This window comes from Exiguobacterium sp. s48 (genome assembly GCF_018617395.1).
Taxonomy (GTDB): Bacteria; Bacillota; Bacilli; order Exiguobacteriales; family Exiguobacteriaceae; genus Exiguobacterium.
In genome coordinates this window covers 1,827,779-1,842,315 of the sequence record NZ_JACSKC010000001.1, presented here as the reverse complement: position 1 = coordinate 1,842,315, position 14,537 = coordinate 1,827,779, and the positions used below count along the sequence as shown (strand labels likewise).

13 protein-coding genes are annotated in these 14,537 nt (G+C 46.6%); 11 read left to right on the top strand and 2 right to left on the bottom strand.

Annotated features, from left to right (window positions below; translation table 11 throughout):
* Window positions 1-42: 42 nt before the first annotated feature.
* Window positions 43-981, bottom strand: coding sequence for an EAL domain-containing protein (locus tag KNO66_RS09290; protein ID WP_214742152.1), 939 nt, complete (start codon window positions 979-981; stop codon window positions 43-45).
* Between the two features lie 201 nt (window positions 982-1,182).
* On the opposite strand from KNO66_RS09290, the gene speE reads away from it, so the two are divergent.
* From speE to KNO66_RS09270, 4 genes are all read left to right on the top strand, one after another.
* Window positions 1,183-2,022 carry a polyamine aminopropyltransferase gene (speE, locus tag KNO66_RS09285; RefSeq protein ID WP_012727429.1) on the top strand — a complete coding sequence of 280 codons (840 nt, stop codon included), beginning with the start codon at window positions 1,183-1,185 and terminating at the stop codon, window positions 2,020-2,022.
* Window positions 2,019-2,900, top strand: coding sequence for an agmatinase (gene speB / locus KNO66_RS09280; RefSeq protein WP_012727428.1), 882 nt, complete (start codon window positions 2,019-2,021; stop codon window positions 2,898-2,900). The genes speE and speB overlap by 4 nt, the downstream gene beginning before the upstream one ends.
* On the top strand, window positions 2,901-3,260 hold the full coding sequence (locus KNO66_RS09275; protein ID WP_214742151.1) for a Na-translocating system protein MpsC family protein: 360 nt from the start codon (window positions 2,901-2,903) through the stop codon (window positions 3,258-3,260).
* A gap of 218 nt (window positions 3,261-3,478) precedes the next feature.
* Window positions 3,479-4,435, top strand: a complete 957-nt coding sequence (locus KNO66_RS09270) for a sodium-dependent bicarbonate transport family permease (protein WP_214742150.1) — start codon at window positions 3,479-3,481, stop codon at window positions 4,433-4,435.
* 53 nt (window positions 4,436-4,488) lie between these two features.
* Here KNO66_RS09270 and KNO66_RS09265 read toward each other — a convergent pair whose 3' ends face one another.
* Window positions 4,489-5,241, bottom strand: coding sequence for a homing endonuclease associated repeat-containing protein (locus KNO66_RS09265; RefSeq protein WP_214742149.1), 753 nt, complete (start codon window positions 5,239-5,241; stop codon window positions 4,489-4,491).
* Between the two features lie 396 nt (window positions 5,242-5,637).
* Between KNO66_RS09265 and KNO66_RS09260 the strand changes: the two genes are divergently transcribed.
* From KNO66_RS09260 to KNO66_RS09230, 7 genes are read left to right on the top strand one after another with little or no spacing between them, the layout of a single operon-like run.
* Window positions 5,638-7,548, top strand: a complete 1,911-nt coding sequence (locus KNO66_RS09260; RefSeq protein WP_214742148.1) for a polysaccharide biosynthesis protein — start codon at window positions 5,638-5,640, stop codon at window positions 7,546-7,548.
* Entirely contained in the window at window positions 7,545-8,573 is a 1,029-nt protein-coding gene (locus KNO66_RS09255) for an NAD-dependent epimerase (RefSeq protein ID WP_214742147.1), read from the top strand. Before KNO66_RS09260 ends, KNO66_RS09255 begins: the two co-directional genes overlap by 4 nt.
* Entirely contained in the window at window positions 8,573-9,913 is a 1,341-nt protein-coding gene (locus KNO66_RS09250) for a phenylacetate--CoA ligase family protein (protein WP_214742146.1), read from the top strand. Before KNO66_RS09255 ends, KNO66_RS09250 begins: the two co-directional genes overlap by 1 nt.
* A gap of 18 nt (window positions 9,914-9,931) precedes the next feature.
* A complete protein-coding gene (locus tag KNO66_RS09245) occupies window positions 9,932-11,284 on the top strand; it encodes a phenylacetate--CoA ligase family protein (protein WP_214742145.1) in 1,353 nt (450 codons plus the stop codon).
* Between the two features lie 26 nt (window positions 11,285-11,310).
* Window positions 11,311-12,636: a nucleotide sugar dehydrogenase gene (locus KNO66_RS09240; RefSeq protein WP_214742144.1), complete on the top strand. Its 1,326-nt coding sequence runs from the start codon at window positions 11,311-11,313 to the stop codon at window positions 12,634-12,636.
* Window positions 12,624-13,754 carry a glycosyltransferase family 4 protein gene (locus KNO66_RS09235; protein ID WP_214742143.1) on the top strand — a complete coding sequence of 377 codons (1,131 nt, stop codon included), beginning with the start codon at window positions 12,624-12,626 and terminating at the stop codon, window positions 13,752-13,754. Before KNO66_RS09240 ends, KNO66_RS09235 begins: the two co-directional genes overlap by 13 nt.
* A gap of 33 nt (window positions 13,755-13,787) precedes the next feature.
* Complete coding sequence (locus tag KNO66_RS09230) at window positions 13,788-14,537, top strand: hypothetical protein (protein ID WP_214742142.1); 750 nt, start codon at window positions 13,788-13,790, stop codon at window positions 14,535-14,537.

Here is a 14,537-nt window from a genome sequence, read left to right as displayed (position 1 = left end):
ACAGGATGTCGACGAAGCCGATTCCTGCACTTTAGGTAGGGATTATGAAATTTCAATCTTGTATTGATTGGCTGGGACTGGTTTCCCGTAGAAATAACCTTGTGCCAAATCGAACCCGAGTTCACGACACACATCTGCCTCTTCCGCGCGTTCGACACCTTCAGCAAGAAGTGTGATCCCCATTGAGTGGGTCAATTCACGAACTTGTTTGAGGAATGTACGTTTTTCAGCATCTTCATCACAAAACGAGATGTACGAACGGTCAATTTTAACGTAATCCGGTTCGAGTCGCTTCAGCATATCGATCGTCGAGAAGCCAGCCCCGACATCGTCTAGCGCGACTTGCATCCCGCGTTGTTTATATGTGGAAAACACGTGTTGGAGATGATCGACGTCGTGTACTTTTTCCGTCTCGACGACTTCAAAGATAAAACGATCTGGACTGAGGTCATAGCGGTCGATGATATCGAACGTATGCTGGAGACAATAGTCCGGGTTGTAAATCGTCGAGGGCAAGAAGTTGATGAATGTCTTTTGGTGAGGGGCGACGGCTTCAAACGTTGCTTTGATTGCCTCGGCGCGGGCGCGTTGATCGAGCTTTGAGTGTAGGCCGAAACGGTTTGCCGTCCGGAATAAATCATAGGGCGAGATGTTGGCGCCGCTACGGAGGAGCGCCTCGTACCCAAACGTTTCCTTCGAGTTGAGGAAGATGATTGGTTGGAGATGGCTCTCGAACGTCCCATGTTGAATCTGTTCAATGATGTGTCGATTGGCAAGCTGATCTTGTAGCGCTTCGACCTCAAGCGGCGGTGTCTGACGGTTCGTTTCAGGATCGACACAGTAAACCGTTCCGTCCGCATGCATAAGGAGTGTGTCGAGTTCTTCAAACGATTTATAAGAGTATTCTTTGAATTTCGTGACGAGCGTTCCTTGAGCAATCAAAGGAATGGTTGTGTTACAAGAAGCACAGGGTGACCACATACTATTCCACCTTTCGATTCAGAATTGGTTCATTCAGTATATCGGTCGTATCTCACAAAAAACTCACATTCTGAATCAGTTCCACAAAAAAATCGTGCAAAATGGGTACAGGTTTTGTATACTTCCTATCGTATGATTAAGAAGCGCCTCAAAACGCCACTCGCATACGAACAACTTTTTGAACAGAAAGGGGTTCTATCGATGGACCAAAAATTAAAATTATGGTTTACGGAGCACCAAACAGAAGATTACGGAATTACGTTCCGTGTAAACCACGTTTATGAGAGCGAACAAACGGAGTTTCAACGACTAGAGATGGTCGAAACGGACGAGTTCGGAACGATGTTGTTACTTGACGGAATGGTCATGACGACGGATAAGGACGAATTCGTCTATCACGAGATGGTCGCACACGTCCCACTCTTTACACACCCGAATCCGAAACATGTACTTGTTGTCGGCGGGGGAGACGGCGGTGTCATCCGTGAAATTATGAAACACCCATCAGTGGAAAAAGCGGTTCTCGTTGATATCGACGGGAAAGTCATTGAATATTCGAAGAAATACTTACCAAATATTGCGGGTGAACTCGATAACCCACGTGTAGAAGTCATCGTCGGTGACGGTTTCATGCATATCGCCAAGTCAGAAAACGAGTACGATGTCATCATGGTCGACTCGACTGAACCAGTCGGACCAGCAGCAAACCTCTTCACAAAAGGGTTCTATGCAGGAATCTCGAAAGCGCTCAAAGAGGATGGCATCTTTGTCGCACAAACAGATAACCCATGGTTCACACCAGAACTGATTCAAACGGTTCAACGTGACGTGAAGGAAATCTTCCCAATCACGAAATTGTACACGGCAAACGTACCAACGTATCCGAGTGGCATGTGGACGTTCACAATCGGTTCGAAGAAATACGACCCGGAACAAGTATCAGCTGAACGTTTCCATGATATCGAAACGAAGTACTACACGCCGAAGCTTCACAACGCAGCATTCGTTCTTCCTAAATTCGTGGAGGATTTGACAAAATGATTAAGCGTTTCGATGAAGCCTACTCAGGTAAAGTGTTTATCGCCAGCCTCCCAGAGGTGACAGAGGCGAAGACGGTTCTTTACGGGATGCCAATGGACTGGACGGTCAGCTTCCGCCCAGGCTCACGTTTCGGTCCGAACCGGATTCGTGAAGTATCGATCGGACTTGAAGAATATAGCCCGTATTTAGACGGTGACTTGGCAGATGCAGCGGTGTACGATGCAGGAGATATCCCGCTTCCATTCGGGAACGCACCGAAGTCGCTCGATATGATTGAGGCGTTCGTCAAAGATGTTGTCAAAGCAGGTAAGTTCCCACTCGGAATGGGTGGGGAGCATCTCGTCACATGGCCAATCATAAAAGCGATGCATGACGTGTATGGCAACGACTTTGTCATCCTCCACTTGGATGCACATACGGATCTTCGTGATGAGTATGAAGGCGAACCGCTTTCACACTCGACTCCGCTCAAAAAAGCGGCAAACTTGATTGGACCATCGAACTGTTACTCGTTCGGGATTCGTTCAGGGATGAAAGAAGAGTTTGAGTGGGCTCGTGAAGTCGGCTACAACATGCATCAATTTGAAGTCATCGAGCCTCTCAAGCGTGTCTTACCGACACTCGCTGGGAAAAAAGTATATGTCACGATTGACATCGACGTTCTCGACCCTTCAGCGGCACCAGGGACAGGGACACAAGAAATCGGTGGCATCTCGACGAAAGAATTGCTCGAAGCGGTACATGCCATTGCGAACGCAGACCTCGACATCATCGGTGCAGACCTTGTCGAAGTATCACCGGCATACGATCAGTCAGATATGACAGCCATCGCAGCAGCTAAGATTCTTCGTGAGATGATGATTGGATTCGTGAAGTAAATGCGAAAAAAGGGTCAGCTGGAAATGGAACTGAGTGCCCGTATCACCCAATGGGAGAAAGAATACTTGGGGCGCGGGTCATTGACGTGTAAGGCAGACCTGCTTCGAGACCTCGCCATCGTCACACTTCAAGGGGTGTTGACGCCGGCCGAGTATGACTTGGCCATCAAGTCGGCGGGTCGCGAGCAATTGAAGAAATACCGCAACAATCTCGTCGAATCCGGACGGAGTCAACTTGAAACGATTGTCGGGCAAGTGCTCGGTCGTTCGATTGTCTCGCTCCACACGGACATCAGTACGAAAACAGGCGAACGTCTCATCGTGTTTCGTTTAGATGCACCTTGGGATCAAACCGATTGACAACGAAACGTCACCTTTTTAAAATAAAAATCAGAGACGTATAGAGGATCGACTGGACGAGTCGTCATGAGGCGTGCTTTCGAAATCTTCTTACGGAGCTACTGACCAATTTAATCAACCGACAGTTGTCGGCCTGACGGAGCGATTAGTCGAGCCGTCGGCATACAGCGCACACCTTCTTTAGGTGTGCGCTTTTTTGTCGCCAAGGAGGAAAATGTATGGAATTGTTCTTATTTTTATTGACGAGCGCCCCGGTACTCTTATTCGTGACGGGTGTCATCGCCGCAGTCGGAAAATCAAACTTAACAATCCCGGATGCATTGAGCACGACGCTTAACATTTACTTATTGCTTGCCATCGGACTGAAGGGAGGCATGGGACTCGCCGCGGTATCTTTTGTAGACATCGCATTACCGCTGACCGTGACGCTGTTGAGTGGGATTTTACTGCCGACACTCGCGTTCTACGTCGGGGGAATACTTAAATTCTCATTTCCCGAGCGAATTGCCATGGCTGCGACGTTCGGCTCGGTATCGCTCGTCACCTATGTAGCCGCGTCGACACAGCTCGAACGGCTCGGGATCGCCTACGAGCCGTTCATGACGACATTGGTCGTCGTCCTTGAAATCCCCGGTCTGATTGTGGCGCTACTGCTATACAATCAAACACAGGTCATGGGGATCACGGCCACGTCAGGGAAGACGAACTCTCTGTCTGTGCTACGGGATAGTTTGTTCTCGAAAAGTATCCTCTTGATGTTTGCAGGTCTAATCGTGGGACTTGTGACACCAGATGCCACACCGCTCAAACCATTTTTCGTCGACTTGTTCCCAGGTGTGTTACTTCTATTCTTATTAGGTCTAGGGGTAAAAGTCGGACAGCAGTTGAAGACGGTGCCGTCATATGGCTTGAAGTTTGTGATCATGGGCATGGTGTTTCCATTAGTCGGGGCACTTGTCGGCTTTGTCGCTGCGAATATCGCTAATTTATCTGATGGCGGAACAATTCTCTTGATGACACTCGCGGCGAGCGGGTCGTATATTGCTGCTCCCGCAATGTTACAGGCATCGGTCCCAGATGCGAAACCTTCCTTTTATTTGACCCTGTCCCTTGCCGTGACGTTCCCGTTCAATTTGTTAGTTGGCATTCCGTTATATATTGCTATCGTCACATGAAAAAGCGTCGACTCTGTTGAGTCGGCGCTTTTGTATGCGTTCATCTGTGTAGGTTATTGTTTTACTTTTTGTTCCTCCATACATTTTAAAGCGGCCGTCCAGCTTCCGAACAACGCATTGATCGTCGATGTACTCGGGACGTTTCGACCTTCAGCCCATTTTCGGTAATGAAGGATACTAAAATGCGGTAGCTCTGTTTTGGCTAAGCGCAAGGCATCAATGACGTCTTCCTCGTCCCACTTGCGTTTCGGTGGCGCGATATCCAAGACGAAAAGTGCATAGCTCCATGATCCATATTTTCGAGCGATTGTCGCCACTGTCGGATAGCCTTTTTCTTGTGCCCATACCGCGTAATGTTGGGACGTGAGACGCTCTAGCTTTTCAGAGGCCTCAATCAACGCTTGGATGATGCGTTCTTCATTGTTCCGTACCGTCGTCGTTTGAAGTTTGGCTTCACGTAACGCATTTGACCACGAACCGAATCGGCTACTGATCAGCGTCAAAGAAGGGGCTTGTGAAATTTTTGCCCAGGCACGATACGTCTGGCTCGTAAAGAGCTCGAGTTCTTCCGAGGCCTCAATCAGTGCCGTCAAAATATCTTCATCTGAGTAATAACGATACAACATCTTAATCTCCGCCGCCTGAACGGCTTCCCGCCAAGAACCAAATTTGTAGATCACGGTCGATAGGGAGGGGACGTCTTTGTTGCGGGCCCATAGTGTGTACTGTTTTGTGTCAAATTCATCGAGTTCGTCTGCTGCTTGTCTTAGGCATGAGAGGATCTGTTGCTCTGTCCATCGTTTCATCGTGATGTCTCTCCTTTTCAGAAGCGTGTTGTGGCTTCAAAGGTCATGGTGTGGTCAAACAATGGTGGTCCTAAAGGAAAGCTAGAAAGATTATTCAGTGACGAGAGATGATGTAAAGGACATGTGAATTCGTTTACTGCTTTGGGATAATGCGACATAAACAAAATTTCAAAGTGAAAATAATCCAAATGTCCTACCTTATACTTCCCATAATACCCATATGAATTAAAAATATTCACAAAAGAAAAGAAAAACTCATTACACATTTGTTAAACCGTTTCATGACGAAATGTCATTCGTATCAAAAAGCTATTCTTTTCTTTTGAATTGTGAATCTTGAACGGGTACTTATCTAGCATCAACTCGAAGCTGATTGGGATGGAAGGTGGTGAAAGGATGAGTACTCCAACTGTTCGGTCTCCCATTGATCGAAAAAATGCGCTCTTGATGTTACTCGATATTACGATTGCGGCACTCGCAATTTTTGTGACATTTGACCTATTCTTTGCAAATGATCCAACGGTAACGTCTGATCCGTTAGATTTGATCTCAATCCTCGGATTGAAGACACTCGTTCTTCTCATTTTAGGATGGGTGACTCGGGTATACCGAATCGACTGGCGCTATGGATCGATGCGTGAATTGCAACTCCTGGCGATTGTATTGGTCATGAGTGATACGTTCGTTTTATTTGCATCCTACTTATTGTTGGATGGCTTTTCCTATCAAGCAATTTTTATTCAAAGCTTAATCGCGTTTAACGGAATGTTATTTATCCGTCTCGTCGCAAGAACACGGTCGTTCTTCCAATTTCATGCACCGGTGTCGAACGGGAAAGCGACATTGGTCATTGGTGGCGGCGAATCGGGCCAAAAAATCATTAAAGAATTGAAAGAACACCGGACCAACGTCCTTCATGTCGTTGGGGTGTTGGATGATAATCCATTGCTTCACCGTCTTTACATTCACGGAACACCGGTCATCGGTTCGATTGATTTACTGGAGAGAAAAATTGAAGAGCTGAATATCGAAGTGGTTGTGTTGGCCATTCCTTCTCTTCCATACGGAGATCGCGTCCAACTGCTGAAACGAATTGAAAAGACGGGCGTGGAATCTCATGCACTACCGATGCTTGCGGAACTCGCATCCGGCAAAGTGTCATTAAATGAAATTCGAGAAGTGGCCATCGAAGATTTACTCGGACGTGAACCGGTTCAGCTCGATGTTTCGGAAATCTCTCAAACGTTGAGCGGGTTGACGATTTTCATCTCGGGTGCAGGAGGATCGATTGGTTCCGAGCTTTGTCGTCAATTGCTGAAGTTTCATCCAGGGAAACTGATTCTGTTTGGACATGGTGAAAATAGCATATATGCGATTGATCGAGAGCTTCGCTTACTTGGGTCCGATACAGAAATTTGTCCCGTCATCGGTGACGTCCAGGATCGGGCTCGATTAACAGAAGTGTTTGATCAGTATCGACCAGACGTTGTCTATCATGCGGCAGCTCATAAGCATGTTCCGCTCATGGAAGACAACCCAAGGGAAGCCGTAAAGAATAATATTTACGGGACAAAGAATATGGTGGAGGTCGCTGATTTCTTCGGAGTAAAACGATTCGTCATGATCTCGACAGACAAGGCGGTCAATCCAACGAACGTGATGGGTGCGACGAAACGTGTGGCAGAAATGGTGGTGCAGCAGCAGGCGAGACATAGCGAGACAAGATTTTCAGTTGTACGTTTCGGCAATGTCTTAGGGAGTCGAGGTTCGGTTGTCCCGCTCTTCAAGGAACAGATTCAAAAAGGCGGACCGATTACGGTGACGCATCCTGAGATGACCCGATACTTTATGACCATTCCAGAAGCGAGTCGTCTCGTCATTCAAGCGAGCGTGCTCGCGAGCGGAGGAGAAGTATTCGTACTCGATATGGGCAACCCAGTCAAAATTGTAGATCTTGCGAAGCGAATGATTACATTGAGTGGTTTTACACTCGAACAAATCCCGATTCAGTTCAGTGGTATTCGCCCTGGTGAAAAGTTGTTCGAAGAACTACTTGCCTCGAGCGAACATACGAATCAAGTATATGAAAAAATCTTTGTCGGTTGTACGAGACCGTTTAAATCGGTCGATCCGATTTTAAAAACAATTGAGCATCTGCTCGATCAATCGAACGGACTCACCTCTTTCTTATTATTTGTCGCCAATAACGAATTACCAGAAGAAGTGATGGAAAGTATTTTCGGTCCACAAATTGAACCGGTACGGATGCGAGTCAACGAGTCAGCGCAAAGGAGGAAGTCGTTATGAAGAAAACAGTGCTCGTCACCGGGGTAGCCGGGTTCATCGGATTTCATCTGGCTCGACGGTTATTAAAAGAAGGTCACCATGTCATTGGGATTGATGTGGTCAACGATTATTATGACCCGAGACTAAAAGAATCAAGACTTCATGTGTTGACCCATCCGCGGTTCAAATTATACCGGGATGCCCTTGAAAACAAGATGGCCATCACGCGTGTCTTTGAAAAAACGCGACCTCAAATCGTGGTCAATTTAGCGGCGCAGGCGGGGGTGCGATACAGTTTAGAAAATCCGGACGCCTATATCCAATCAAATATCGTTGGCTTCTTGAATATATTAGAGGCGTGTCGTTATTATCCGGTAGATCAGTTGATTTACGCATCATCGAGCTCGGTCTATGGCTCGAATCAAGCGATGCCATTTTCTGAACAGCATCCGGTGGACCATCCGTTATCTCTATACGCCGCATCGAAAAAAGCCAATGAGCTGATGGCTCATACGTACAGTCATTTATTCGGACTCAAGACAACGGGCCTACGATTCTTCAGTGTCTACGGACCTTGGGGACGGCCGGATATGGCACTGTACAAATTCACGGAGGCGATCTTAAAAGGTGAACCGATCGATGTATACAATTACGGCGAGATGGAGCGTGATTTCACATACATCGATGACATCATTGAGTCGATTGTCCGACTCATGGATATCGAACCGATGGCAGAAGAAGAGTTCGACTATGAACAACCGCTTCCTGACCGAAGTGACGTCCCATTCCGTGTGTATAACATTGGGAATCAACAACCCGTGTCGTTGATGGACTTTATTCGAACGATTGAAGAACGTGTCGGCAAAAAGGCAATCCTTCGTTTGCTTCCTCTTCAAGCAGGCGATGTGCCTGCTAGCTTTGCGGACTCATCTTCTCTATACGAATCGATTGATTTTCAACCGCAAACTTCCATTCAAGACGGCGTGAACGCATTCATTGACTGGTACCTTACCTATCATCAAGTGCTAAAGGAGGGCATTGAGTAATGCGGATGATTCAGGACCGAATATATGCCAATTCACCGATTCGCATTCAAAATTGGTTGATTTCGTTATATGGAATCAAACTATACCGGGAGCGATACGGTCCATACTATCAACAAGAACTCGAACGACTGAGACGTACACAAGGGAGCTCGCCAGATGCGAGGTTAAATCACTTAAATCAATTTTTAACGTTTTGTAATCGGCATAACGCATATTACCGCCGCATCTTTAAAAAGCATCGTATTTCTCTACCGCTCGAACGACTAGAGGACTTTGAACGAATTCCGCCATTAGAGAAGGAAACGTTACGAACAGATGAAACCATTTTTTCTGATATTCATGCTCCGATCATCGGTATGACCGGGGGAACGACAGGAAAATCGATTCAAGTACGCTTCACCGAATATGATTATCAAATTCGAATGGCACACCTTGATTATTTCAAAGAGCAGCATGGTTTTTATCGAGGGATGAAACGAGCTAGCTTCACCGGACGAATGATTTGTCCACGAGCCCAAAAAAGTGAAGTGTATTGGCGATACAACGCACCGATGAAACAGATGCTGTATTCAGTCGTTCATTCCAATCCGGCGACGATTCCGTATTACATTGATTCGTTGAATCGGTTTCAACCAGCTGCACTCGACGGCTCACCTTCCGATATGCTTGAAATCGCCAAATATTTAAAAAGACATGAGAAGACGTTATCGTTTCAACCAATCGCGTTATTCCCGACTTCGGAGACACTTACGCCATCGGGTCGCTTGTTACTTGAAGAAATGTTTCAGGCGCCAGTGTTTGACCAATACGCCTCTTCTGAGGGAGCTCCAATTGTGACGGAATGTGAACAAGGAAAAATGCATTTGCGACCAGAGATGGGAATCATCGAGACAGATGTTTCTGGAGAGGCGCTCGTCACGAGTTTCACCACACACGGCACACCGCTCATTCGCTATCGAATCGGCGATCGGATGACAATCAGTGATACGAGTTGTCCGTGTGATGACCAAGATACAATCATCGAATCAATCGATGGTCGTCAAATGAACTATGTCGAGACACCGGAAGGTTATAAAGTCTTTGAAGGTGATTTGACGGCTGCTGTCGGAGTGTTGCCAAATTCTATCGTTCAAATTCAGGTGCTTCAGTATCAAATTGATGAAATTGAGATGTTGTATGTGAAAGACGACGAGCGATTCGAACCAGAGCATGAAGCGGTACTCAAAAATGAAGTCGAGCGCCTCTTTACATCACGGATGAAAGTATTCATGAAAAGCGTCAGCAGTATTAAAAAAGAAAAAAACGGAAAAGTGCGGGTCGTGAAACGACTTCACGCATAGATGAGAGGAGACGACACCATGGCAGGGATTGCACTACGTGATCTATACATGAAATCACCAATTTCGGTACAACAGTGGATGACATCATTGTATGGAATGAAGTTATGGCAGGAACGATATGGTCGGACGTATGCGAATGAGTTGGTCATGTTAGCTAATCGGTCGAAAGAAAGAGAAGTCGTTGAAGCAGATCAATTGAAACGGCTCAATTCGTTTCTTCAATTTTGCGAGACACACAATACGTACTATCAACGATTGTTTAAAGAGAATGATATTACGCTCCCTTTGAATTCGATGGAAGATTTAAAACGTATTCCGGTGCTAGAGAAAGAAACGGTACGAAAAACCCCGGACATTCACTCCAATATTAAAACAGATATTTTAGGACGGACCGGGGGAACGACAGGGGCCTCTTTACAGGTTCATTTCACAAAAGAAGACTACCAGAAAAGAATGGCTCACGTGGATTTCTTTAAAGCGCAGCATGGTTTTCGAAAAGGGATGAAGCGTGCCAGTTTTACAGGAAGAAAAATTTGTGATCCAAACCAGGAAAAGCCGATATTTTGGCGCTACAATCGTCCGCTCCATCAATTGTTACTTTCGCTCTATCATATTAAGCCGGAAACCATCCCGCATTACGTCGCCGCCTTAAATGCATTTAAACCGGTCGTCTTAGATAGTGCGCCATCTGCCATGATTGAACTGGCGAAATACATTAAAGAAAATCAGATTCAACTTGAGTTCCAGTTACTCGCCATCTTTCCAACATCCGAAACGATTACACCTCAAGGTAGAGCGTTGTTAGAAGAGGCATTCCAAGCCCCGGTCTTTGACCAATACGCCTCATCCGAAGGAGCTCCGATCTTAACGGAATGCTCTCATGGGAATATGCATTTGCATCATGAAACGGGCGTGATTGAACCTTACGGAGAGGATGGAGAGATCCTTGTGACGAGTTTTACGACGCATGGAACCCCGCTCATTCGTTACCGGATTGGAGATCGAATGAAAATCGGGGAAGGAACATGCACATGTGGGCAAGGTGGAACGTATGTCACCTCGATTGAGGGACGTGAAAGCAATTACGTGGTTACCCCGGATCAACGAAAAATTTATGAAGGGGATTTGACGACCGTTGTTAGAGTTCTACCTAATTCAGTCATTCAAACACAATATTGTCAAACTGATGTGAATCATATTGAACTGAAGTATGTTCCAGATCTTGAACGTTTTAAACCGGAACACGAAGAAATAATGAAACGTGAATTGGAACTTTTGTTCGGGAATGAAGTTGTGATTACCTTGACCCCCGTACAGTCGATTCCACGGGGACCGAATGGAAAAATCATTGTGATTGATAAACCTGCATAATTCCGAGTCTTAGGAGGCAGATGGACATGGATAAACTCATCTCAGAATCACGGACAACACGAAAAACCATTGCCAATCGTCACGTTGCTGTTGTTGGGCTAGGATATGTCGGATTACCTGTCGCTGTAGCATTAGGCGGTGTAGGCGATGTTATCGGAGTAGATATCAATGAAACACGGATTAATGAACTGAATCTTCATTTGGATAGTACACGCGAAGTGGAATCGGTCGACCTTGAGCAGGCAGCCGTTTTATATACGACAGATGTCGCAAAACTAGAAGAAGCGGATTTTATTATCGTAGCCGTGCCGACGCCGATCAACGATCAAAATCAACCGGATTTAGGTCCGATCTGTAGCGCGACTCGTGCCGTCGGATCCCATTTACGACCAGGTACAATCGTCGTCTATGAATCAACAGTCTATCCAGGATTGACAGAAGAAGAATGTGTCCCATTACTTGAAAAAACATCAGGTCTCCGAGCTGGGATTGATTTTAAAGTCGGCTATTCTCCTGAACGAATCAATCCAGGGGATCGTGAGCATACGTTCCGGACGATTAAAAAAGTCGTGGCAGCGGAAGATGAAGAAACGTTAGATGTGGTGGCAGCTGTTTATGAGACAGTGGTCGACGCTGGGGTTCATCGCGCCTCCTCGATTAAAGTAGCCGAAGCAGCGAAAGTCATCGAGAATACGCAACGTGATTTGAACATTGCGTTGATGAATGAATTAGCCATTATCTTTGATCGGATGAACATCGATACACTTGAAGTGTTAGAGGCAGCGGGAACAAAGTGGAACTTTCTTAACTTCCGACCTGGTCTTGTAGGAGGCCATTGTATCGGTGTCGATCCATTCTACTTGACGATGAAATCGGAAATGCTCGGCTATCATCCGGAAGTGATTTTAGCAGGACGCCGAATCAATGAGACGATGGGTCGTTTCGTTGCTACATCGCTCATCAAAACAATGATCAGTCAAAATATGGCCATCCTTGGATCTCGTGTCACGGTGATGGGTATGTCCTTCAAAGAAAACGTGAGTGATATTCGAAACTCGAAAGTCGCGTCATTGATTCGAGAGGTCGAAGAGTTTGGTTTAGAGGTGCAAGTGTGCGACCCGCTCGTCGATCCGGAAGAGGTACGTCGAGAGTATGGGATTGAGGTTAAATCATACTGTGACTTAAAACCAGCGGATGTCGTCATCTATGCTGTCTCTCATGATGAGTTCGTGCAAGAAGGCTGGAAGATTGCAGAGCGTCAGTTGAAGCTCGGACGAGGAATCGTCATTGACTTGAAAGGCATGCTCGATCGTGCGATGAAGCCGGAGGAGGTGCACTTATGGCGCCTCTAAAAATCCTTCAATTTTGTGCAGTCGACATGACAGCGGATGTGTTGCTGCGACCCCTCATTGAGTCATTAAAAGCGGAAGGGCATGAAGTGGACGTTGCGTGTGCTTATGGGGATCGGACAGATCGACTTCGAGAAGAAGGATGGGTCATTCATACGCTTCCGATCGATCGGAAATTTAGTCCTCGTCGAAACTTACAAACCATTCAAGAACTGGTCAGGCTATTGCGTCGTGAAAAATATGATGCGATCCATGTTCACACACCGGTCGCTGCAGCGTTAGGGCGAGTTGCGGCCCGGATTGCCAGGACACCTCATATCCTCTATACCGCGCACGGGTTCTATTTCCACGAACGGATGGGACGAATCGCATACGAACTCGTCTTTTGGTTAGAGAAGTCACTTGCGGCATTGGCGACCGATTGGTTATTACTCCAAAGCGAAGAAGATTACTCACTCGCCAAAACGAGACACTTTAAACAAGATGAACGATTGATGCATCTTGGCAACGGGATTGATTTGACGCGCTTTTATCCAACGGAAAAATTCATTTCCCCCGACAGTCTAAAATTCCTGTTTGTAGGGCGTCTCGTTCAAGAAAAAGGGATTTTGGATTTGCTCCAAGCATTTGATGAACTGACGGAACATTATCCGAATGCGACTTTGACCATCGCCGGAGAATTGATGACGAGCGAACGTGACCAAGAGACGGCGAAACAAGTAGAGGCACATTTAGCAAAAAATCCACAGATTCACTATGCCGGATTTGTTCGGGATACCCCTTCGTTATTTGCGGCACACGATGTCTTTTTACTCCCCTCTTACCGAGAAGGATTACCGCGTTCTATTCTTGAGGCCATGGCATCCGGATTACCGGTGATCGCGACAGATATCCGTGGCTGTCGAGAAGAAGTGACGGATGGAGAGACCGGATTTCTTGTCCCGGTCGGTCGGCCGGACGCCTTGGCGTTGGCGATGCGCTGGTTCATTGAACACCCGGATCAGTGTGATTCGTTCGGACGGCGCGGGCGTGAAGTGGTGGAAGAAAAATTTGACGAGACTAAGATTTTGAGTCGCCAGCTTCATCTGTTCGCACAAATCAGTAGTCGTGAAGTAGGATGAGCCGATACTTCGATTACGTAAGGGGGAGGCGACATGGGAGAGCAACAACTGATTGATCATTTAAAAGAGGCTTCTTCGGACGGTCGCCTCACCATTTACATGTATCAGAAATGGCAGCGAATCCACGGCGGTGTCACGGTGATCGAGTTGTTAGAAATGTACGGGTCGTGGACAAACGTCTTGCGGCTGGCGGGGCTAGAACAACAAACATCGCGTTTTACAAAGAAAGAAATGATTCAAATGCTCCGTGAGGCGGCGAAAGAACATGATACCTTCAATAGCGCAGATTACCGAAAGTGGGCGATGACGAACCATGCTCCAACGCTGACAGAGGTCGTCATTCAATTCGGTTCATGGAAAGTGGCGTTGATTGAAGCGAATTTAAAGAGCATCATTTCAATCGATCAAAAATGTGAAATCATTCAGGCGCTACTAGATGCCAATGAAGAAGTGCATCCGTTTACCTCGACCGCCTATGCGAGATGGGCGAAACAACATCAACGACCGAGTATCACGAAAGTGGTGCGACGTTTTGGTTCATGGTCCCAAGCGTTAGATGAGATCGGGATCTCCACGCGAGAACTGTTCACAGAGAAACAAATGATGGATGCGCTACATGAGGCGGATACACAATTGACATCACTCTCGCCATGGGGATATGAAGTATGGCAAAAAGAGCAGGGGAACCGCCCAACCTTAAAGGACATTCAACAAATGTTTGGTTCGTTTGATGTGGCCGTCTCAGAAATGCGACAAACTGCAAATCAGAGTGGGGGGAGATGA